This is a genomic window from Stenotrophomonas sp. YJH_SMC_73, from assembly GCF_059370155.1.
Genome location: NZ_JCAFTJ010000008.1, coordinates 66,616 through 86,206, shown reverse-complemented (window position 1 = coordinate 86,206; position 19,591 = coordinate 66,616). Strand labels below are relative to the sequence as shown.

Annotated in this window: 22 protein-coding genes, 1 tRNA gene and 1 pseudogene; 20 read left to right on the top strand and 4 right to left on the bottom strand. The window is 66.1% G+C overall.

All coding sequences use genetic code 11. From position 1 onward, the window contains the following. Positions 1 to 6 precede the first annotated feature (6 nt). The 10 genes and pseudogenes from AC5P8R_RS14310 (at position 7) to AC5P8R_RS14265 (ending at position 10,266) form a co-directional block, all read left to right on the top strand. On the top strand, positions 7 to 312 hold the full coding sequence (locus AC5P8R_RS14310; protein ID WP_014645612.1) for a hypothetical protein: 306 nt from the start codon (positions 7 to 9) through the stop codon (positions 310 to 312). Further along, entirely contained in the window at positions 312 to 1,022 is a 711-nt protein-coding gene (locus AC5P8R_RS14305; RefSeq protein WP_197621361.1) for a hypothetical protein, read from the top strand. Before AC5P8R_RS14310 ends, AC5P8R_RS14305 begins: the two co-directional genes overlap by 1 nt. Before the next feature lie 129 nt (positions 1,023 to 1,151). Further along, positions 1,152 to 1,931: pseudogene (locus AC5P8R_RS14300) on the top strand (SulP family inorganic anion transporter); the annotation flags it as partial. 155 nt (positions 1,932 to 2,086) lie between these two features. Further along, positions 2,087 to 2,962 carry a lysozyme inhibitor LprI family protein gene (locus tag AC5P8R_RS14295; RefSeq protein WP_014645615.1) on the top strand — a complete coding sequence of 292 codons (876 nt, stop codon included), beginning with the start codon at positions 2,087 to 2,089 and terminating at the stop codon, positions 2,960 to 2,962. Positions 2,963 to 3,548: 586 nt separating this feature from the next. Next, positions 3,549 to 3,905, top strand: a complete 357-nt coding sequence (locus tag AC5P8R_RS14290; RefSeq protein WP_065428057.1) for a lysozyme inhibitor LprI family protein — start codon at positions 3,549 to 3,551, stop codon at positions 3,903 to 3,905. A 25-nt stretch (positions 3,906 to 3,930) separates the two neighbouring features. After that, complete coding sequence (locus AC5P8R_RS14285; protein ID WP_495223563.1) at positions 3,931 to 6,345, top strand: VgrG-related protein; 2,415 nt, start codon at positions 3,931 to 3,933, stop codon at positions 6,343 to 6,345. 94 nt (positions 6,346 to 6,439) lie between these two features. Next, positions 6,440 to 7,471, top strand: coding sequence for a tRNA dihydrouridine(20/20a) synthase DusA (gene dusA / locus AC5P8R_RS14280; protein WP_495223562.1), 1,032 nt, complete (start codon positions 6,440 to 6,442; stop codon positions 7,469 to 7,471). A 213-nt stretch (positions 7,472 to 7,684) separates the two neighbouring features. After that, a complete protein-coding gene (locus tag AC5P8R_RS14275) occupies positions 7,685 to 8,059 on the top strand; it encodes a hypothetical protein (protein WP_014645619.1) in 375 nt (124 codons plus the stop codon). Between the two features lie 73 nt (positions 8,060 to 8,132). After that, complete coding sequence (locus AC5P8R_RS14270; RefSeq protein WP_004136763.1) at positions 8,133 to 8,816, top strand: response regulator transcription factor; 684 nt, start codon at positions 8,133 to 8,135, stop codon at positions 8,814 to 8,816. Between the two features lie 25 nt (positions 8,817 to 8,841). After that, a complete protein-coding gene (locus tag AC5P8R_RS14265) occupies positions 8,842 to 10,266 on the top strand; it encodes an ATP-binding protein (protein ID WP_014645620.1) in 1,425 nt (474 codons plus the stop codon). A gap of 85 nt (positions 10,267 to 10,351) precedes the next feature. On the opposite strand, the gene AC5P8R_RS14260 is transcribed toward AC5P8R_RS14265, so the two are convergent. Both AC5P8R_RS14260 and AC5P8R_RS14255 read right to left on the bottom strand, forming a co-directional pair. Continuing rightward, positions 10,352 to 11,143, bottom strand: a complete 792-nt coding sequence (locus tag AC5P8R_RS14260) for a M90 family metallopeptidase (RefSeq protein WP_167692531.1) — start codon at positions 11,141 to 11,143, stop codon at positions 10,352 to 10,354. Beyond that, positions 11,110 to 11,394: a hypothetical protein gene (locus AC5P8R_RS14255; protein ID WP_142235555.1), complete on the bottom strand. Its 285-nt coding sequence runs from the start codon at positions 11,392 to 11,394 to the stop codon at positions 11,110 to 11,112. Before AC5P8R_RS14255 ends, AC5P8R_RS14260 begins: the two co-directional genes overlap by 34 nt. Before the next feature lie 144 nt (positions 11,395 to 11,538). On the opposite strand from AC5P8R_RS14255, the gene birA reads away from it, so the two are divergent. From birA to AC5P8R_RS14225, 6 genes are all read left to right on the top strand, one after another. Continuing rightward, the gene (gene birA, locus AC5P8R_RS14250; protein ID WP_014645623.1) at positions 11,539 to 12,507 is read left to right on the top strand and encodes a bifunctional biotin--[acetyl-CoA-carboxylase] ligase/biotin operon repressor BirA; all 969 of its coding nucleotides are present in this window, start codon (positions 11,539 to 11,541) and stop codon (positions 12,505 to 12,507) included. After that, complete coding sequence (locus AC5P8R_RS14245) at positions 12,504 to 13,235, top strand: type III pantothenate kinase (protein WP_088480267.1); 732 nt, start codon at positions 12,504 to 12,506, stop codon at positions 13,233 to 13,235. Before birA ends, AC5P8R_RS14245 begins: the two co-directional genes overlap by 4 nt. A 9-nt stretch (positions 13,236 to 13,244) precedes the next feature. Further along, on the top strand, positions 13,245 to 14,099 hold the full coding sequence (locus tag AC5P8R_RS14240) for an SPOR domain-containing protein (protein WP_014645625.1): 855 nt from the start codon (positions 13,245 to 13,247) through the stop codon (positions 14,097 to 14,099). Between the two features lie 40 nt (positions 14,100 to 14,139). Continuing rightward, positions 14,140 to 14,215 (top strand) — tRNA-Thr (locus AC5P8R_RS14235). A gap of 363 nt (positions 14,216 to 14,578) precedes the next feature. Then, positions 14,579 to 14,857, top strand: coding sequence for a type II toxin-antitoxin system RelE/ParE family toxin (locus AC5P8R_RS14230; RefSeq protein WP_046428099.1), 279 nt, complete (start codon positions 14,579 to 14,581; stop codon positions 14,855 to 14,857). Between the two features lie 176 nt (positions 14,858 to 15,033). Further along, positions 15,034 to 15,348 carry a HigA family addiction module antitoxin gene (locus tag AC5P8R_RS14225; protein WP_046428102.1) on the top strand — a complete coding sequence of 105 codons (315 nt, stop codon included), beginning with the start codon at positions 15,034 to 15,036 and terminating at the stop codon, positions 15,346 to 15,348. Between the two features lie 105 nt (positions 15,349 to 15,453). On the opposite strand, the gene AC5P8R_RS14220 is transcribed toward AC5P8R_RS14225, so the two are convergent. Next, positions 15,454 to 16,167, bottom strand: a complete 714-nt coding sequence (locus tag AC5P8R_RS14220; protein WP_197575151.1) for a DUF5677 domain-containing protein — start codon at positions 16,165 to 16,167, stop codon at positions 15,454 to 15,456. Here AC5P8R_RS14220 and AC5P8R_RS14215 point away from each other — a divergent pair. Further along, positions 16,112 to 16,474, top strand: a complete 363-nt coding sequence (locus tag AC5P8R_RS14215) for a DUF3011 domain-containing protein (protein ID WP_080342703.1) — start codon at positions 16,112 to 16,114, stop codon at positions 16,472 to 16,474. The genes AC5P8R_RS14220 and AC5P8R_RS14215 overlap by 56 nt on opposite strands. A 58-nt stretch (positions 16,475 to 16,532) precedes the next feature. Continuing rightward, entirely contained in the window at positions 16,533 to 17,477 is a 945-nt protein-coding gene (locus tag AC5P8R_RS14210; RefSeq protein WP_495223561.1) for an ankyrin repeat domain-containing protein, read from the top strand. A 122-nt stretch (positions 17,478 to 17,599) separates the two neighbouring features. Here the strand turns inward: AC5P8R_RS14210 and AC5P8R_RS14205 are convergent, their stop codons facing one another. Then, a complete protein-coding gene (locus AC5P8R_RS14205; protein ID WP_032956250.1) occupies positions 17,600 to 18,049 on the bottom strand; it encodes a hypothetical protein in 450 nt (149 codons plus the stop codon). A 275-nt stretch (positions 18,050 to 18,324) separates the two neighbouring features. On the opposite strand from AC5P8R_RS14205, the gene rocF reads away from it, so the two are divergent. After that, a complete protein-coding gene (gene rocF, locus AC5P8R_RS14200) occupies positions 18,325 to 19,245 on the top strand; it encodes an arginase (protein WP_111206485.1) in 921 nt (306 codons plus the stop codon). A 160-nt stretch (positions 19,246 to 19,405) separates the two neighbouring features. Further along, the gene (locus AC5P8R_RS14195) at positions 19,406 to 19,543 is read left to right on the top strand and encodes an entericidin A/B family lipoprotein (RefSeq protein WP_014035659.1); all 138 of its coding nucleotides are present in this window, start codon (positions 19,406 to 19,408) and stop codon (positions 19,541 to 19,543) included. The last annotated feature ends 48 nt before the right edge of the window (positions 19,544 to 19,591 follow it).

The following is a 19,591-nucleotide window of genomic DNA, read 5'->3' as shown; positions in this document are numbered from 1 at the left end:
ACAGGTATGCAGATATTCGGCCCGGACGGGCAGATGTGGTTCGACACCAATGATCGTGCCGGCAAGATCATGGGCACTCTCTCGGTCGTTGGGAGCTCGTCCAGCAGTGTGGGCCTGGCCGGCCTGGGTGAGCCATTTGCCATCCTGCCCAGCCCTGGCTCCGACAGTTGGCAGGACCAGAATGGCAATCAGTTTTCCGCGCCTGCGCTTGGGTACATGTCGTTTGTCGACGGCGGCAATACATTGCGGATGCAGTTCACGTTCTCGCCGATTGCCAACCCGACTGCTTCCATCTACTACGGAGTCTTCTGATGTCTGTTGGTCTTGAAGTCACCAATGACAGCGGCGTTCCGGTTCTTGTGAACGCACATTCCTTCGTCTTCTTTTCGATAGCCAAGGGCACGCAGTCCATTGCAAGCAATACGTCCGCCTATGGCGCGAGCGGGTTTGTAAGCCTTCCCGCACAGAGCGTGCCGTACCTGGTGTTCATCCGCTGCAATGGCGGATCCGCACAGGTGATGTCAGCGCTGAATGGCTTTTACTGGAGCATGGGGCAAGGGACCACCAGCTTCGAGTGGTGGGCATGGGGGCGGGCGGTCAACAGTGGAAGCACAGGCATGCAGGTCTACAACGCCGACGGATCCATCCAGTGGGATATGTCAAACCGTCCACTGCGCATCGCTGGTTTGGTCGATAAATCGGGTGGAAGTGTTCCAGGCTTTACCGAGATGTCCACCGAAAATGTGAGGCAAGGGCCACTGTTCAACGGTCCTGGTGAGAATCTCGCCTATCTGATGTCCGACATTGGACTGTGCCATGACATCTACGCCTACTACGGAAGTGGCCCGACCATTCGCGGCAACATGCGCTATCAGCCGTACATCAATACTCCAAATGCTTCGCAGGTGCGATTGAACTACTGCAGGCGTAGAGAGAACCGTCAACGTTCGTTGAGCGGCGCGTCCTACCAGAGTTTCACGGGGCAGTTGCCGAACTTCCTGATTGCCGCACACACCTACTAGCCTGAATCAGGCCCGTGCAGGCGGCCATTTGAGCCGCCAGGGCCTAGACTGCGCCCCTCCTACGCTCCTCGACGACGCACTGCAGTGATCACGCCACCCTGACCCTTGCCGCACATCGGCAGCCGGCCCGCCCGGCTCAGGATGGTCGGCCTGCTCGAATCGATGATGACCCTGCAGATCGTCGAGGACATCACCGAGACGCCCAGCGAGCGCAACCGCGAATGCGTCGGCCAGGGCGTGGCGAATACGGTCACAGGTTTCCTCGGCGGCATGGCCGGCTGCGCGATGATCGGCCAGTCGGTCATCAACGTGACGTCCGGTGGCCGTGGCCGCCTGTCCTGCCTGGTGGCCGGCGTGCTGCTGCTGGTGCTGGTGGTGTACGGCAGCGACCTGGTGCGGCAGATCCCGATGGCCGCTCTGGTGGCGGTGATGATCATGGTCAGCATCGGCACCTTCAGCTGGCGCTCGCTGCGCGACCTGCGCACGCATCCGCGCAGTTCCTCGGCCGTGATGCTGCTGACCGTGGTGGTCACCGTGGCCACCCACGACCTGGCCAAGGGCGTGCTCAGTGGCGTGCTGTTGTCGGCGCTGTTCTTCGCGCGCAAGGTTGGCCGCATGCTGGATGTGCAGCGCGAGGATGTCGCAGACACGCAGGTCTACCGCGTACGCGGGCAGGTGTTCTTCGCGTCCGCCGGCCAGCTGGGCGCCGCGTTCGACTACCAGCATGTGGCGCCGAAGGTGCAGATCGACCTGCGTGATGCCCATCTGTGGGATCTGACGGCGGTGGCCGCGCTGGAACGCGCGCAGGAAAAGCTGGCCGCGCATGGGGCGGGGGTGACGGTGGTGGGCCTGAATGCGGCCAGCCAGACGTTGATCGAACAGGTAGGCGGGCGCGGAGGCGGGCATTGAGGTTCCAGCGTCCGCGTCTGAGACGACGTGCACGCATTCTGAATCCAGTCAGGCACCTGAAACCGGCGCCGTCGTAGCATTGCCCGCGTGATGGGGCCGATGGACGGCCCCTCCTTGCCGGCACCCGCTGGCGACACGCAAGGGAGAAACTGGCAATGCAGGCATTGGGCGCGCTTGGGCGCAGCGAACGGGTCGGCGTCGGCCATGGGTATTGGAAGGTGCTGGCCCTGTGCCTGGCGCTCACCGCATGCCAGGCGCCTTCTTCCCAGGCATCGACCGAAACGGCGGCCCCCGCGTCGATTGCTGCGGCATCGCCGACAGCCCCTTCCGGCCCGGCATCGGCAGATTCCCTCCACTACCCGGATGCGTCCTATACCGACGGTCGCCTGCGCCCAGCCTATGGCTGGTGTGTGGATGGGGTGGAAGATGCAGGCAAGCTCCAGGCCTGCGGCAAGGACGAACTCGCCTACCAGGAAGGGCGTCTCGAAGCGGCGGCCAGCAAGGCGCTGGCCGGACTCGACGGCGCTGCCCGGACGGCATTCCAGGCCACCCAGGCGAGCTGGCGCAGCGATACAGACCGTTATTGTCGCGATGTCCCCAACAGCAGCGTGCAGCAGCTGCAGGGCGCGCAGGAATGCCGCCTGTACCGTGTTGCCAACCGTGCCGACCAGCTGCTGGCGCAGAGCGCGCCGCCGGATACCTCGTATACCCAGGCAGCGCTGCGTCCGGAATACACCCGTTGCGTGCAGGACGCCCGCGGCATGGACGACCAGTTGGAAGCCTGCGATACGGCCGAGCTCGCCCATCACAAGGCGCTGCTGGAAGCACAGGTCGCGCGACTGATGGACGGCCCCGACGGCCCGGGCAAGGACCGCTGGATGGACGAGCAGGCCAACTGGGCTGCAGACACGGACAAACACTGCAGCCAGGCCACTGACAGCGTGGGCCCGGCGTTGGATGCACAGTCGTGCCTCATCAATCGTTACGCCAACCGTGCGGTGGAACTGCAGAAGGGCGTGTTGGCGCGATGATGAGCCTCGATGGCGGCATTGCAGGGGGCCTCGACGCCGATCCGAAAGCCCGTCTGCTGGCAGGGCAGCGGAATTGACTGCGGTCAAGCCTTCAAGATGTCCTTGAAACGGCAGTTTCGTTGAGATTCGTGAGCATTGGGCATCATGTGAGCGACCTCAACATACGAATTCGCGAACGCGATCGCGAGGACGTTGCGCCGTGCAGATTGCAGTTGGGACAAGGTGCACACATTCTGAATCCAGTCAGGCATCTGAAATCCACGCTGGCGTAGCATGCAATTCCCGATGGGGCCGATGGACGGCCCCGCGTTGACGGGCCACGTGCCTGGATGCCAAGGAGATGCAAGCAATGCAGGGAACAAACCACCTTCCAGCGGCCCCCCGCGAAACGTTCGGCAGGGCCGGGGCCATCGCGCTTGCGCTGGCCCTGGGCCTCAGCCTGGCAGCATGCCAGGCCAAGAGCCCGGAGGCGGATACGGCAGTTGCCCCCGCGGCCGCCGCGCCCGCCACCGCATCGCCGCCCGCCACTGCAGAGCCTGCACGCGCCGCACCTGCCACGACAGCGGCCGATGCCGATGATCAGGACATGCCGCCGCAGCGCCCGGATGATTCCTACAACAAAGCCACGCTGCGGCCGCAGTACGCCACGTGCGTGAACTCCAGCGGCGGCGAGACCCCCGCACTGCAGGCGTGTGGCGATGAGGAGCTTGCCTGGCAGGAGCAGCGACTCGAGCAGGCCTTCATGAAGATCGTCGACGGTCCCGATGGCAAGGACAAGGACAGGCTGATGGACGAGCAGGCCGCCTACATGTCCGATACCAATCGCTACTGCAGCTGGAACCCTGCCGAAGACGGGCAGGGGCAGATGCTGGACGCGCAGTCCTGCCGGATCAATCGCACCGCCAACCGTGCCGACGTGCTGCAGGCACTGACCTCGAAGTAATTCCCCCGCAAAGGAGTGCAGGAAAATGGATGTTGTGACCCAGGCAAAGCAGGCAATGGACAACTGGCATCGCGGCCAGACGTCGGCGCATTTCGAAACCGGAGGTCGCGGCCCCGGCCACGTTTCCACCGGCAGGGGCGACCATGGCGGCGTGTCGTATGGCAGTTACCAGTACGCCACCAACGTTGGCGGCGTGGATGAGTACGTCGCCGCCTCGCGCTATGGCAACCGCTTCAACGGCCTGCAGGCAGGAACCCCGGCCTTCACCGAACGCTGGAAGGAAGTGGCGGCCGCCGATCCGGCAGGGTTTGCCAGGGACCAGCACGACTTCATCCAGCACAAGTACTACGACGTGCAGATGGGCCGCCTGAAGGATGTGGGCATCGATCTCTCCGGCCGTGGTGCGGCCGTGCAGGATGCGCTGTGGAGCACCTCGGTGCAGTACCGCGGCATGACCCGGTCGGTGTTCCAGAAGGGCCTGCAGCAGGCCTATGGCGAAGACTTCAAGCTGACTGAGCTGAGTGACGAGCAGATCGTCCGCGCGGTGCAGGACTACAAGCACGCCAATGTGCAGGTGCACTTCCAGAGCTCGCCCACCCTGTGGGATTCGCTGCGTGATCGTGCGCTCACCGAGAAGACCGCACTGGTCGGGCTGGCGCGCTACGACCAGGTCAACCACAACCCCGAGGCTTACCGGGGCAAGGATTACCAGCAGGTGTTCGGTGAACCTGAGCCCGGCCAGCGCGGCCAGCGCGGCCAGCGTGCGGCGGCATCGGCGATGGCCGACGGCGTGCTGGCACCCGGCGAGCGTGGTACCGAGGTCCAGGCCCTGCAGGCCAAGCTGATCCAGGCCGGCCATAGCGGTCGCAACGGGCAACCGCTGACAGCCGATAGCCACTACGGTGCCAATACCGAGCATGCAGTGCGCGAGTTCCAGCAGGCGCATGGGCTGACCGTCGATGGCAAGGCCGGCCGGCAGACCCTGCAGGCCCTGGATACGGCGGTACGCGAGCACACGCCGGCGCAGCCTGTGGCACCGGCCACGCCTGCACCGGTCACTCCTGCTGCGGCACCCGCACCCGCGACTGCGCGGGAAGCCGATGCCGCCGCCGCGCCCGGTGGCCAGCGCATCGTCGTGGTCGAACCCTTTGGCAACGGCAGCAGCAACCGCACACTGCGCCATGGCACCAGTGGCGAGGATGCCTATCGCGAACTGAAGATCCATCACCCCAACACCAATGCCGAGGCCGTGCGCACCGGCAATGCCGCCAAGGCTGACCGCCCGTCGGCCATGGTCGAGGGCGAACTGGAAACGGTACGGACCCGCGGTGATCGCAACGGCATCCCGCTGGTGCACAAGGATCTGATCCTGAGCAATGCGCGCGGCGATCGGGAGGTGATGATTCCCAATCCGGTCGCCGGGTATGTCCAGGTCAACAATGACAAGTGGAATTCGATCAGCATCTGGAGCCATCCGGCCGGGCATCCGCAGCGCGAACTGGTCGGGCAGGTGCTGCACGGTGCGCGTGGAACCACCCCTTACAAGACCGGTGATTTCGTCGAGTACGGTGCGCCGTTGATCCGCCAGTCCGATGCCGGTACCCCGGGTGCCGTGCACGCGCATATCGAGCTCGAGCCCGATCAGTACCGCAGGTTCCTGGGCGACATCCTCAACGACCGCATCACCCTGGGCGGCAAGGTCCACGCGCAGGGCCCCGAGGCCGCGCAGGCCGCACGCAGTGCACAGCAGGCGCCGATGGCCGATGGCGTGCTGAAGCAGGGCGAGCGCGGCGATGAGGTCAAGGCCCTGCAGGGCAAGCTGGCGGCGCTGGGCTACGCCGGGGCCGACGGCAAGCCGCTGCACGCCGATGGCGTGTATGGCAAGGACACCTTTGCAGCGGTCAAGCAGTTCCAGGCCAACAATGGCCTGGACGACGATGGCAAGGCCGGCCGCAGGACCCTGGCGCAGGTCGATGCCCCCAACGCGGTGAAGGCCGGTATCGCGCCGGCGGCACCGGCCCAGGCCGAACCTGCAGCGCCGGCCAGCATGCGCGACGCCGGGCATGCCGACAACGCGCGCTTCGGCCAGGCTTTGGACAGGCTGCAGGCGCTCGAACAGCAGCGCGCCCAGGCCGGCCTGAAGCCGCTGTTCGCCAACCCGCAGGAAGCCGAACGAGCGGCTGGCCAGCTGGCCTACGAAAGCAAGGTGTCCGGCATGCGCCAGATCGACCATGTCGTGGCCCGCCCGGACGGCACCGGCCTGTTCGCGGTGCAGGGCGAGCTGGGTGACCCGGCAGCGCAGCGGACCTTCGTCGACCGCCAGCAGGCGGTGTCGCACTCGGTCGAGGCCAGCAGCCGGCAGAGCGAAGCGCTGGACAGTCAGTTCAACCAGCGTGCGCAGGAACAGCAGCAGGAACAGGTTCGCAACCGCGGGTTGTAAGCCACGCGGTGTCCCCGGGGCCGGTCGAGCGGCCAGCCCCGGAGCCACCCGCCGCCATTCAGCCGTCCGGTGTAAACTATTGATCTCACTGGCAATGCCAGTCTCCACGATCAACACCCCGATGCCGTCCGCCACCGCCCGTTACGCCGATTCCCTGCGCCTGTCCGTTGCCCCCATGATGGACTGGACCGATCGCCATTGCCGCGTGTTCCATCGCGTGCTGGCACCGGGTGTGCGCCTGTACACGGAAATGGTGCACGCCAACGCGGTCATCCACGGCGATCGCGAGCGCCTGCTCGGCTTCGACCGCAGTGAACAGCCGCTGGCGCTGCAGCTGGGGGGCAGCGATCCCGCGCTGCTGGCGCAGGCTGCGCGCATCGCTGCCGACTGGGGCTACGACGAGGTCAACCTCAACTGCGGCTGCCCGTCCGACCGCGTGCAGGCCGGGCGCTTCGGCGCCTGCCTGATGCGCGAGCCGAGGCTCGTGGCCGAGTGCGTGGCGGCGATGGTCGATGCCGTCGAGATCCCGGTGACGGTGAAGTGCCGCCTGGGCGTGGACGAGGACAACGACTACGACGTGTTCGCCGCCTTCGTCGACCGTCAGGTCGCCGCAGGTGCCGCGATGGTGGTGGTGCACGCGCGCAACGCGTGGCTGAAGGGCCTGTCGCCGAAGGAGAACCGCGAGGTTCCGCCGCTGAAGTACGACTGGGCCTACCGGCTGAAGCAGGAGCGCCCGGCGCTGCCGGTGGTGCTCAACGGCGGCCTGGCCAGCGTCGAGGCGGTGCAGGCGCAGGCCGCGCACGTCGATGGCGTGATGCTGGGCCGCGCGGCCTACCACGATCCCTACCTGCTGCATCAGCTGGAGGCGCTGCAGACCGGCGCCCCGCTGCAGGCCCGCGGCGACCTGCTGCGCGCGCTGCGCCCCTACGTGGAAGCGCGCTTGGGCGAAGGCCTGGCGCTGAAGCACATCACCCGCCACCTGCTCGGCCTGTTCCATGGCCAGCCCGGTGGCCGCGCATTCCGCCAGGTGCTGAGCGAGGGCGCACACCGCCCGGGCGCCGATTGGAGCCTGGTCGAGCAGGCGCTTGCCGCGACCGAACGCGACGCTGATCGCGCCGCAGCGTGACCGCTGTCACATTCCTGACTTGACAAGGCGCGGCGATTCGTTCCGAATGTTCACCTAGCTGAACATCGCGGGGCCGCGGCCGGAAAAGTTCAGACCGGATTCACTGCCCCAAACCAAGAATTTGCAAAGGATTTGTAAAGCGCCGGGCCCCGAACCCGGCATCCGGATTTACGACTTTTGAACGAATCGCCGTGCTCGGCTAGGATCGCATCGATGTCTTCCGCTCCCTTCCATCGCCGCATTGCCCTGGCCACCTGCGTGGTCCTGTCGGCCGTGCCGCTGTCGTCGGCGCTGGCACAGCAGCCGCCGCGGGGTGAGCAGGGGCGTGCGGAGATGATGGAGCGGGGCGAGCGCGGCAACCGTGGCGACGAGCGTTCGCTGTCCGATGCCGTGCGCCGCGTGCAGCGCACCACGGGTGGTCACATCCTCGGTGCCGAGCGCGTGCCGTTCGATGGTCGTGATATCAACCGGGTGAAGTACATGGACGACCGGGGCCGGGTCCGCTACATGGACGACCCCGCCCCGTCGCGTTCACAGCCGCGCACGCCGCGGTCGGATATGTCATCACTACGCGGCGATAACCCCTGAACAGGGATAGTTGTCGCTATCAACCCGTACCCCACAGGCCTCCGGGCCACACCCAGGACACTAGGGAGAGTTCATGCGTATCCTTCTGGTCGAAGACGAAGCCCCGCTGCGTGAGACCCTGGCAGCCCGGCTCAAGCGCGAAGGCTTTGCCGTCGATGCTGCGCAGGACGGCGAGGAAGGCCTCTACATGGGGCGCGAAGTTCCGTTCGATGTCGGCATCATCGACCTCGGCCTGCCCAAGATGTCGGGCATGGAGCTGATCAAGGCCCTGCGTGATGAAGGCAAGAAGTTCCCGGTGCTGATCCTGACCGCGCGTTCGAGCTGGCAGGACAAGGTCGAGGGCCTGAAGCAGGGTGCCGACGATTACCTGGTCAAGCCGTTCCACGTCGAAGAGCTGCTGGCCCGCGTCAACGCGTTGCTGCGCCGCGCCGCTGGCTGGAGCAAGCCGACCCTGGAATGCGGCCCGGTCGCCCTGGACCTCGCCGCCCAGACCGTCAGTGTGGCCGGCAGCAATGTCGACCTGACCAGCTACGAGTACAAGGTGCTGGAGTACCTGATGATGCATGCCGGTGAACTGGTCTCCAAGGCCGACCTCACCGAGCACATCTACCAGCAGGACTTCGACCGCGACTCGAACGTGCTGGAGGTGTTCATCGGTCGCCTGCGCAAGAAGCTGGACCCGGACGGCGAACTGAAGCCGATCGAGACCGTGCGCGGTCGCGGCTACCGTTTCGCGATTCCGCGCAACGAGGGCTGAGCCGGCTCACCCTGGCGATAACACGATGTCCGGCCGTCTGTGGTTCTTCCGACGCTGGCGGCCACGCTCACTGCAGGCGCGCCAGATGCTCGCCGCGTCCGTGGGCCTGGTGGCGTTCCTGGCCCTGGCCGGTTACGCGCTCGACGCCGCCTTCGCCGACACGGCGAAGGCGAACCTGCGTGAGCGCCTGAAGAACTACGCCACCTCCTACGCGGCCGGCATCGACTTCACCCGCGACCGCTCGCTGTACATCCGCGAGCAGCCGCCGGATTCCCGCTTCGACGTGCCCGGCAGTGGCCTGTACCTGCAGGTGGTGATGCCGCACGGCAAGGGCAATTCGATGTCCGCTGAAGGCCCGATGCTGCCCACCGTGGGCGGCGGCCTGCTGGCACCGCGCCAGGAAGTGTTCGAAGGCCCGCTGCCGATGATCCAGATCGACGGCAGCCAGGGCTCGGTGTACCGCTATGGCCTGGGCCTGGTGTGGGGCGCCGATGCCGACCCCGCCACCGAATTCCCGTACACCATCTATGTGATGGAAGACTCGCGCGCGCTGGGTGCCCAGCTGCGCGTGTTCCGTGGCCGCGTCTGGTTCTACCTGGGCGGCATCGGCCTGATCCTGCTGCTGCTGCAGACCGTCATCCTGCAGTGGAGCCTGCGCCCGTTGCGCCGGGTGATCACCGAGTTGACCAAGGTGCAGCGCGGCGAGACCGAGCGCATGAGCGAGCGCCACCCGCGCGAGCTGGAACCGCTGACTGACAGCATCAACGCCTTCATCGAAAGCGAGCGCGAGAACCTCGAGCGCCAGCGCAACACCCTGGCCGACCTGGCGCACAGCCTGAAAACGCCGATTGCCGTGTTGCGCACGCAGATGGACAGCGGTGCCGGCGACGGCGCGCTGCGCGAAGAACTGGACGTGCAGTTGCAGCGCATGAACAACCTGGTTTCGTACCAGCTGGCGCGCGCGGCCTCCTCGGGCCACAAGCTGTTCTCCGCGCCGCTGCCGATCGAGTCCAATGCCGAGGAAATCGTGCGTGGGCTGGAAAAGGTCTACGCTTCCAAGGGCGTGCTGTGCGAATTCGATATCGATCCGGCCGCACGCTTCCACGGCGAACCGGGCGACCTGCAGGAACTGCTCGGCAACCTGCTGGAGAACGCCTTCAAGTGGGCCAACCGCCGCGTGCTGCTGACCGCGCAGCCGCTGCCGGCCCCGAACGCGCGCCGCGCCGGCCTGCTGCTGGCGGTGGATGACGACGGCCCGGGCATTGCCCCGGACGACATCGGCAAGGTGCTGCAGCGTGGCGTGCGTGGCGACGAGCGCGTGCAGGGCCACGGCATCGGCCTGTCGATCGTGCAGGACCTGATCAAGGATTACCGCGGCGAACTGACCGTGGGCCGTTCGGCCGAACTGGGCGGCGCCCGCTTCGAAGTGCGCCTGCCGCCAGGGCCGTAAGCCTCGTTGATCGGTAGTGCTGGCCGCTGGCCGGCAACCAAGCAATGCCATCGAAGATCATGGGGTTGCCGGCCAGCGGCCGGCACTACCGCATTGCGATCCTGGGCGGCTCGCCGTAGAACCGTCGCAGCTGCGCCGCCACCTCCGGCAACGCCTGCTGCAGCAGATCCGGTGCCGAGAAGTGGTACTCGCTGGCCACCGCGAAGAACTCTTCCGGCGCCTCGGCCGCATACGGATCGATCAGCGTCTCTTCGCCTGCGTCCACCTGCGCACAGAACGCGTCGTAGGCGCGCTGGAACGTGCCCGCCCACTCGCGCTGCCATTCGCGCGGCAGCGGCGGCGTACCGTCCATCGCACCATCGAGCGCATCCAGCTTGTGCACCATCTCGTGCACCGCCACGCAGTAGCCCTCGTGCGGCGCCGCCAGGTCGGCCTGCACATCGGCCCAGGACAGGATCAACGGACCGCTGTCCCACGACTCGCCGATCAGCTCGTCATCCCACTCGTGCAGCACGCCAGCCGCATCCATGTGGCTGCGGTGCACGCGGAAGGCATCGGGGTAGACGATCAGCTGCGACCAGCCCTCCAGCCCCACCTCACCGAACGCCAGCAGCGGCAGGCAGCACAGCGCGGCCAGCAGCACGCCGTCACCGGCCTGCAGCTGCAGCTCACCGATCGGGGTGATGGTCTTCTCGTGCAGGAAGCGCGTGGCCAGTACGCGCAGGCGCGCGCGGCGTTCGTCGTCCAGTCCGTCCAGCCAGGCCGCGCGGCGGCAGGCGTGTTCCCACAGTGCATCGTCGATCGGCCGCGGCGTAGGCCGCAGCCACTGCAGCAACGACTTGATCAGCGGAACATTCCCGGCAGGTAGCTGTGCCACTTCGGCGCACGGATGCGCTGCAGCACGTCATCGTCGCTGCCGCCGCCCCCGGTGCTGGTGGCACTGCTGGCCGCGGGGCGTACCGGTGCCGGCTTGGTGGTCGCAGCCGAGGCAGTCGCGGTCGGCGCGCGCTGCGAGGCGGCATCACCGTTGGAGGACACGCAGGCGCCGCGGCTGTCGTCCAGCGCTGCCGTCGCAGACGCCGCGAAGGGCATCATCAGCACGATCAGGCAATGGGCATAACGGCGCATTGACGACATCCACGTTAAGGGAGGGTGAGTTCCCGATTCTAGCCCGAACCCGGCGCCCCGTTGGAAGCCCCCGCGGAACCCAGCGTGGCGGGCGTCGCTGGCGGCTTTCCCGCATAATTCCTGCCTGACTTCGTGGAAGCTGCCGTGGACGATCGCCAATTGCTGGCCAAACTCGCTGCCGGTCGCCTGTCCGGCGACGCCCTGGCCCGTGAGCTGGGCCAGACCCGTGCGGCTATTTGGAAGCGTATTCAAGGGCTTAGGGCCGCCGGTGTGGATGTCGAGGGCCGTGCCGGCGAGGGCTATGGCCTGACCCGCCCGGTTGACCTGCTGGACCCGGCGGCGATCCGTGCTGGCCTGCCGGCCGGGGTTCTGCCGCTGCTGCACGACCTGCAGGTGGCCTGGACGGTGGACTCCACCAACGCTGAATTGCTGCGGTGCAGCGCGCCCCAGCGCGGGGTCAGCGTGCTGCTGGCCGAACGCCAGACCGGTGGCCGTGGCCGTCGTGGCCGCACCTGGGCCTCGCCGCTGGCCGCGCATATCTACCTGTCGGTGCTGCGCCTGTACTCCGGTGGCCTCGGCCGCCTGGCCGGGCTGAGCCTGGTGGCCGGCATCGCCGTGGCTGAAGCGCTGCACGACCTGGGCTATGCCCAGGCACAGCTGAAGTGGCCGAACGACCTGATCGTCGATGGCAAGCGCAAGCTGGTCGGCCTGCTCGCAGAGGGCGGTGGCGAATACGCCGGCCCGGCGCGCGCGGTGATCGGCATCGGCATCAACACGCACATGCCGCCGTCGTTCGCCGAGCAGATCAGCCAGCCGTGGGTGGACCTGGACACCCTGGCCGGCAAGCCGGTGGACCGCAACGTGGTCGTTGCCGCTGTGCTGGCCCGTCTGCTGCCGGCGCTGGAGGAATTCGATCGCGAAGGCCTCGCTCCGTTCCTGCCGCGCTACGCCGCCTTCGACATGCTGGCCGGCCGCGAAGTACGCGTGGAACTGGACGGGCAGTGGCAGCACGGTACCGCGCTTGGCCTGGCCGATGACGGCGCATTGCGCGTGCGCATCGATGGCCAGGAGCGCCTGCTGCACGCCGGCGAAGTCAGCGTGAGGGCAGCATGAGCGATTGGTTGTTCGACCTCGGCAACTCGCGCTTCAAGTTCGCGCCGTTGCAGGGAGATCGTGCCGGTGACGTGCAGGCCTGGGCGCATGGCGCCGAAGGCATGGCCGGGCAGCCGCCGCACAGCCTGCCCAGCGGTACCACCGCGTTCGTGGCCAGCGTGGCCGCACCCTCGCTGACCAGCGCCATGCTTGACCAGCTGCAACGCCGCTTCGAAAACGTGCACGTGGTGCGCACCAGCGCCGAATGCGCCGGTGTGCGCATTGCCTACGCCAAGCCGGAAAAGTTCGGCGTCGACCGCTTCCTGGCCCTGCTGGCTGCCGCAAAGGCACAGCGCCCGGTGCTGGTGGTCGGCGTGGGCACCGCGCTGACGATTGACCTGCTCGACGCCGACGGCCAGCACCACGGTGGCCGCATTTCCGCGTCGCCCACGACCATGCGCGAAGCGCTGCACGCCCGCGCCGTGCAGCTGCCGGCTACCGGCGGCGACTACAGCGAGTTCGCCAACGACACCGCCGATGCGCTGGCCTCCGGTTGCGATGGCGCTGCGGTGGCGCTGATTGAACGCAGTGCGCAGCAGGCGCACGCGCTGCTGGGCGTAGCGCCGTCGCTGCTGGTGCACGGCGGCGGCGCACCGGCGCTGATGCCGCTGCTGCCGGGTGCCGACTACCACCCCTCGCTGGTGCTGGATGGACTCGCCCGCTGGGCGGTGCACCAGCCCGCAGGCTAGTATCCGCGCATGCTGACCCGTGCCCTGATCGTCGTACTGGCCGTTCTCAATCTTGGCGTCGCCTGCTGGTGGCTGCTGCGCGATGCACCGCAGCCGCCTGCGCCTGCACCGCAACCGGCTGGCGTCGCCGAGCTGCGCTGGGTGCCCGGTGGCGCGGATGCCAATGCCGCAGCCGAGGCCACCGCCGCCGCCCCGACCGCACCGCTGATGGAGCGCGAACCGGCCGCGAAGACCGCAGTGGCTGCGACGCCCGCACCCGCGCCGGCCGTGCCGGCCAAGCCGGAAATTCCCAAGCCGCAGACGGCTGACGCTACGCCGGTTGCTGCCGCCGCCAAGCCGGCAACACCGCCTGCACCCGTTCCGGCACCGGAAAAGCCCGTAACCCCGCCCGCGGCCGCCGAGCCGCCGCGCTGCGTCGCGCTGGGTCCGTTCGCCGACCGCGCCGCCGCGACCACTGCGCAAGGCAAGGCCGGCGCGCTGCTCAGCCAGGCGCGCCTGCGCGAACAGCCCGCTGCCAGCGGCAGCGCCCGTTACCGGGTGATGCTGCCGGCCGCCGCCAACCGTGATGAAGCGCAGGCCACCGTGAAACGTATCGTCGCCGCCGGCCTGAGCGACTACTACATCATCAGCCAGGGCGAGGAGGCCAACGCCGTGGCGTTGGGCCAGTACCGCAATCGCGAAGGCGCCGAGCGCCGCATGGCAGCGGTGCAGGCCGCCGGCTTCCAGCCGCGCCTGGTGGCCAGCGGCGACGCCGGCCAATGGTGGCTGGAAGGGCAGCTGGCGGCGGGCACGCAGCCGGCCCAGGCCCAGCAGCGCAGCGGGGCGGCACAGAGCCGGTCGCTGGAATGCACGCGGTTGCGCTAGAATCCCCGGACCGCGGCGCTGCCGCCGGTGCACCACCCATGCCGCTTTAGCTCAGTTGGTAGAGCAACTGTCTTGTAAACAGTAGGTCATCCGTTCGATTCGGATAAGCGGCACCACTCGGGAAGTGCCGAAACGCCTTGAAAACAGGGGTTTCAATAGAAAAGGCCAGCGCGGGGCGCTGGCCTTTTTACGTCTACCGGGAAAATTACCGGGGCTCGATCCGCGAGGCGGCGACCGTGTGGACTGCAATGGAACTGTCACCCCTGCAGACGCGGCTGACCGCGCTTAACGAATGGCTGGGCGATGAGGTGATCCGCTTCAACCCCTTCGACCTGGGCGCCGCAGCTTAAGGGCTGCTGGTCCACCTCAATGGGCATCTGCCTGGGAGGTGTGTTTTTGTCCAGAGGGGGGGGGGGGGGTTGCAGTGTACCGTGTATCGGTATACGATACGCCTGTCGCTACGAGTAAAGGAGGCGCCGGTGATAAAAACGTATGGAAGTAAGGATACCGAACGAATAGCCAGCGGTAAGAAGGTCAAACCTCTGGCAGGTATCGAGAGGCAGATTCAGATCAAACTGGTGTACCTGAATGCTGCGGTGACGTTACAAGATTTGAAGTCACCGCCCGGCAACCGATTGGAAGCGCTGAAAGGCGACCGAGCTGGGCAGCACAGCATCCGCATCAACAACCAGTACCGCATCTGTTTCAAATGGAAGGATGGTGACGCCTACGATGTAGAAGTCACCGATTACCACTAAGGAGAGGGAGCGCCGGCTAACACCGGCGCGGGCCTCCCAAGTAAGACCCTCAGTCCATCACGTAGAGTCTCATTTAAGAATCGAATTTCAGCTTCACACAATTGGAACATTCCGTAAGCATTCACACTCAAATAGGAGGCGCCGCGCACGCAACGTGCGGCGAAACTATCAAGTCCATGACACGCGCCAACGCGAAAACCGCCACCGCGCTCCCCGCAATTCACCCGGGAGAGATCCTGTCCGTCGAGTTTCTAGCCCCGCTGGGTATGTCCGCCCGCGCTCTGGCCCATGAAATTAACGTTACCCCGGCCCGCGTTTCCGACATTATCGCAGGGCGTCGCGGCGTAACTGCCGATACCGCTTTGCGCCTTGGGCGCTACTTTGGCACCTCGGCCGAGGTGTGGCTTAACCTGCAGGCCAACTACGACCTGGTGACGACCAGTGCTGAGTTGGCCGATGTGATCGACGAAATCACCCCTCGGGCGGCATAAGCCCAAACCTCGGTAGAAGGAAGGTTACCCTTCCTTGCCTTCTGTAGCGACCAAAGCCCCTGCCTCACGGCGGGGGCTTTTTGTTGCGCGGCTGTTGCCCGCACTTCACTGTGCACCAGCCGCCTCCGGGCGGCTTTCGTTTGCCTGGTCGGCCTCCGGCAATTCGGGCCTGAGAACCATGAGTTCGTCCTGTAGCGCTTCCAGCCTCGCCATGTGAAGGTCGTAGCTCCCTTCGGGTAGGTAGACCACCGCTTCGAGTGCACGTGCAGCATGGACCAGCGAGTAGGTGGCGAGCGAGAGGACGAGGAACAACACGTCGTATGCTACGGGCGCGCGAAGGATCAGCCCGCGCTCGCCTTGGTGCCGGAGCGCCAACGCAGTCAGATCGCTGTGGGTGAAGCTGCATAGCATCGTGTATGGCCCAATCAGTTCCGGCAGCCCTGCTGCGATGAAGTGATCGGCCTGGGAAGGCTTACCCCTGCGGAACTCTTCATGCAAAGGCTGATAGCGCGTCAAGCACTCAGCCAAGCGCGCCTCCAGCATCGCCCGGTCGTGCGGCTCCAGCAGGTCGGTGGCTAGCATCCGGTCGTAGAGCTTCTTCTCGCCATGAGCCTGCTCGTAGCGCATTCGCCGCACGTGATCGCTCTTGGAAGCAAGCTGGTACACGTCAGCCAGCGCTTCCAACATAGAGCGGACATGAACGCCGGCATGAGTAGTCAATCCGGCCTGAGCCAGCAGGACCGTCGCCTCAAACTGCTCTGCGATAGACAGGAATAGGGCGCATTGCGGTCGTCCAGGGGCATCAAGTGGAGCGCGCATCTCCGCAACCATCGCCTGGGTGGCCGGGAACTGGGGCCTGTCGCGGCACTCGGTATGGGTGAACGGCGGGTGCCGGGCGGTGTTCCGCAATGTGTCCAAAGTGGCGTACAGCGCGCCGGCGGGTGATACCGCGCTGGGCTCCTGCAATATGCGCAAGGGCGCGCAGGGCACGCTGGTGACCCGGATGCCGGTGGGCAGCGATTACCAGGAACTGATCATCGATTATCCCGATGGCCGCTTCCTGTGCATGATGCGCAACAACGGCCAGGTGCAGAGCCTGACGCCGGTTCGTCGCCGCGGCGGTTGAGTTCATCGCGCCAGCGGCCTTATGGTGACCGCCCATACACCCGTCTGGTGGCACCTATATGTCCCATCTTCTGGCCAAAGCAGCTGAGAAGCAGGATCTCGCCCGAATCGACGCGCTGCTGGATGAGGGTGCCGATATCGAGTGGCAGCACAAAGGCACGGGGCGCACCCCGCTGCTATCGGCTGTGATCGCCGGGAAGGCTGACTCGGTGGAGCGGTTACTGGATCGTGGCGCCAACATCCAGCACGCCTGCACTGCACTGGGTTACACCGCGCTGGGTTGGGCTGCCAACGCAGGCGATACGGAAATCGGACGTGTGCTGATTGCTCGCGGTGCATTGCTGGATGCTGCTTCGCCGGAATCGAGGTACACGCCGCTGATGTTGGCGTCTTCGGGCGGCCATCTCGCGATGGTCGAACTGTTGCTGGATAGCGGAGCTACCGTCGCACCGTTGAACTTCGAGGGGACAAACGCACTGGCAATGGCTGATGCCCGCAAGCACGAAGACGTAGTGGCGCGTTTGAAGTTGGCGGGGGCGCAGTTGCCGCCACCGTTGATAGAGGCGCCGGCGCTTGAGTGGCCCGAACCAGACGCCGAAGGTGAACCCGCCTCAGTGGTGCGTGGCTATTTGTTGGCCTATTACGAATGGGAAACGCGTGGCTACAAGGATTCCCGGTCCGGTGGCAACCTTCTGCGAAGCTCCGGCTTCCAGCAGGAGAAAGCGGATATTTTGACAGCCTGGTGCACCGACCGCCAACGTGTGTACTCGACTGGAATTTCAGTCGGCAGCCCCCGACGGTATGTGCCGGATGACCTACTGGTATCAGTTGCGAGGCTTGGGATCTCGAAGGCGGAAGTGCTGGTACGCGACGATCCTCAGAAGTCGAGTTCCTTGCGTTACGAGCACTTGTTCGTACTCAGACGCGTGAGTGGAAAGTGGCGTATCGACGTGTTGAAAAGGCGCCCGTTCCGAGTTGAAAAGTGGTCGTCGGCGATCCTCTAAGCGCGGCCCGCCAAGCGGTCGGTCACCAATTTTCCGCCGCCGTAAAAGCCGTCGCAGGCCGACATGACCGCCGTCGGCCGGGAGTCTAAAGGGGCAATGCGGCAAACATTGCCCCCGTCCCGTTACTGCTGGTTTACCGGGTCATTTCCCTTCTTGTAGGTGTACCCAGTGACATCCCAGCCGCCGCCATGGCCGGACGAGGGTTCCACCCAGGTGAATTCCCACGTCTGCAGGGAGCCGTCGGGAAGCAGGTTCTCCACCCGGTAGATCTCACCGGGAATGCCCTGCTCCGGCAGCTTGCCGGGAATCGATTCATCCGAGCGTGCAGACGCGCGCCCTACGGAGAACGCACGCCGTTCCACCTGTACGTTGCCGTAGCCCTGTGGGGCGAAAGACGGCTTTACCCGCTGCGCCACCCAGTCGAGCACCTGGCGTGCGCTGGCAGTCTGCATGGGATACGCGTCGGTGGTCACCGTATGCGTGATGCGTTGCGAGGAGGCATTGGCAGCTGCCGGAAACAGTCCGCCCAGGGCAATTGCCAGTACCGCAAATCCATTGAGTGCATGTTTCATGTGCGTCGTTCTCCAGGGTTGGGGAAATGAAGCCGCACCGTCCGGGTGCCGACGCAGAGTGGAGACAAGGACCGCCGTGGGTAAGAGGCGATGCCGACTCGGGTGTGAAGCGGATCAAGGAAGGGCGGGTTTCTGACCACTCAGCGTTGAAATACCTGACCGGATACGGCTGCCACGCCGCGGCGATCTGGCCCATGCCCTGCTGCACCGCCGCGAGTGGTGTCACACAGCTCTGGCTAGACTGTGCTTCTTTTTCCGCACCGCAGGAGGCACCCATGGCCCATACCATCTCCGTATCCCTGATTGGCGTTCCCACCGACGTCGGTGCGGGCCATCGCGGTGCACGGCTGGGGCCGGAGGCGCTGCGCGTGGCGGGCCTGCCGGAGGCGCTGGAAGCACGTGGTGTGGACGTCCGTGACGTGGGCAACCTGGATGGCCCGCGCAACCCGTGGACCGCGCCGGTGGAAGGCTACCGCCATCTGGATGAAGTGGTGGCGTGGAACCATGCACTGATGGAAGCCAGCTACGCCGAGCTGCAGGCCGGCCGCATGCCCATCATGCTCGGCGGCGACCACTGCCTGGGGATCGGTTCGATCACCGCCGTCGCGCGCTGGTGCCGCGAGCAGGGCAAGACCCTGCGCGTGCTGTGGCTGGATGCGCACTCGGATTTCAACACCAGCGATGTCACCCCGTCGGGCAACATCCACGGCATGCCGGTGGCCTGCCTGTGCGGCCTCGGCCCGGAGGCGCTGACCCACCTGGGCGGCAGCGCACCGGCGATCACCCCGGCGCAGATGCACCAGATCGGCATCCGCTCGGTGGACCCGGAGGAGAAGCGCCTGATCAAGACCCACAAGGTGGATGTGTACGACATGCGCTACATCGATGAGAACGGCATGAAGCGCGCGGTGGAGGCGGCGCTGGCCGGCATCGATGAGAACACCCACCTGCATGTCAGCTTCGACGTCGACTTCCTCGACCCCAGCATCGCACCGGGCGTGGGCACCACGGTGCCGGGTGGGGTGAACTACCGCGAGGCGCAGCTGGTGATGGAGATGATCGCCGACACCGGGCGCATGGGATCGCTGGACATCGTCGAGCTCAACCCCTTGCTGGACAAGCAGAATGCCACCGCCGAACTGGCCGTGGACCTGGTCGAAAGCCTGTTCGGCAAGTCCACCCTGATGCGCGACTGAGGGCCTGGCCTGAACGGATCGCCGATCCGTTCACACCCGCTCCACGCCGCTGCCGCCAGATTGCACTTCACGCGGCGGCGGTGGCAGTGTGCCCTCCCGCCGAGCGACAGAACCCCATCCGCGAATGAAGCGGTGTAGCGGCGAACCCAAGGAGAAGCCCATGAAGCGCGTAGTTGCCCTGATGCTGTTGTCGATGTTCTCGGTGGCCCTGCTGGCCGGTTGCAATACCGTTGCCGGTGCCGGCAAGGACGTGCAGAAGGCCGGTGAAAAAGTTGAGGACGCCGCCAAGGGCAAGTGAGCCCGGCGCGGATTGGAAAGCGAAAAGGCCGGGAATCTTCCCGGCCTT

Excerpts from the sequence above, each read along its gene's own strand:
- AC5P8R_RS14275 (WP_014645619.1), top strand. The coding sequence starts at position 7,685 with ATGTCTTCCGCTCCCTTCCATCGCCGCATTGCCCTGGCCACCTGCGTG.
- AC5P8R_RS14310 (WP_014645612.1), top strand. The coding sequence starts at position 7 with ATGCAGATATTCGGCCCGGACGGGCAGATGTGGTTCGACACCAATGAT.
- rocF (WP_111206485.1), top strand. The coding sequence starts at position 18,325 with ATGGCCCATACCATCTCCGTATCCCTGATTGGCGTTCCCACCGACGTC.
- AC5P8R_RS14195 (WP_014035659.1), top strand. The coding sequence starts at position 19,406 with ATGAAGCGCGTAGTTGCCCTGATGCTGTTGTCGATGTTCTCGGTGGCC.
- AC5P8R_RS14205 (WP_032956250.1), bottom strand. The coding sequence starts at position 18,049 with ATGAAACATGCACTCAATGGATTTGCGGTACTGGCAATTGCCCTGGGC.
- AC5P8R_RS14305 (WP_197621361.1), top strand. The coding sequence starts at position 312 with ATGTCTGTTGGTCTTGAAGTCACCAATGACAGCGGCGTTCCGGTTCTT.
- AC5P8R_RS14220 (WP_197575151.1), bottom strand. The coding sequence starts at position 16,167 with ATGCGCGCTCCACTTGATGCCCCTGGACGACCGCAATGCGCCCTATTC.
- AC5P8R_RS14270 (WP_004136763.1), top strand. The coding sequence starts at position 8,133 with ATGCGTATCCTTCTGGTCGAAGACGAAGCCCCGCTGCGTGAGACCCTG.
- AC5P8R_RS14240 (WP_014645625.1), top strand. The coding sequence starts at position 13,245 with ATGCTGACCCGTGCCCTGATCGTCGTACTGGCCGTTCTCAATCTTGGC.
- AC5P8R_RS14295 (WP_014645615.1), top strand. The coding sequence starts at position 2,087 with ATGCAGGCATTGGGCGCGCTTGGGCGCAGCGAACGGGTCGGCGTCGGC.
- AC5P8R_RS14245 (WP_088480267.1), top strand. The coding sequence starts at position 12,504 with ATGAGCGATTGGTTGTTCGACCTCGGCAACTCGCGCTTCAAGTTCGCG.
- AC5P8R_RS14285 (WP_495223563.1), top strand. The coding sequence starts at position 3,931 with ATGGATGTTGTGACCCAGGCAAAGCAGGCAATGGACAACTGGCATCGC.
- AC5P8R_RS14225 (WP_046428102.1), top strand. The coding sequence starts at position 15,034 with ATGACACGCGCCAACGCGAAAACCGCCACCGCGCTCCCCGCAATTCAC.
- AC5P8R_RS14255 (WP_142235555.1), bottom strand. The coding sequence starts at position 11,394 with ATGCGCCGTTATGCCCATTGCCTGATCGTGCTGATGATGCCCTTCGCG.
- AC5P8R_RS14210 (WP_495223561.1), top strand. The coding sequence starts at position 16,533 with ATGTCCCATCTTCTGGCCAAAGCAGCTGAGAAGCAGGATCTCGCCCGA.
- AC5P8R_RS14265 (WP_014645620.1), top strand. The coding sequence starts at position 8,842 with ATGTCCGGCCGTCTGTGGTTCTTCCGACGCTGGCGGCCACGCTCACTG.
- AC5P8R_RS14290 (WP_065428057.1), top strand. The coding sequence starts at position 3,549 with ATGCCGCCGCAGCGCCCGGATGATTCCTACAACAAAGCCACGCTGCGG.
- dusA (WP_495223562.1), top strand. The coding sequence starts at position 6,440 with ATGCCAGTCTCCACGATCAACACCCCGATGCCGTCCGCCACCGCCCGT.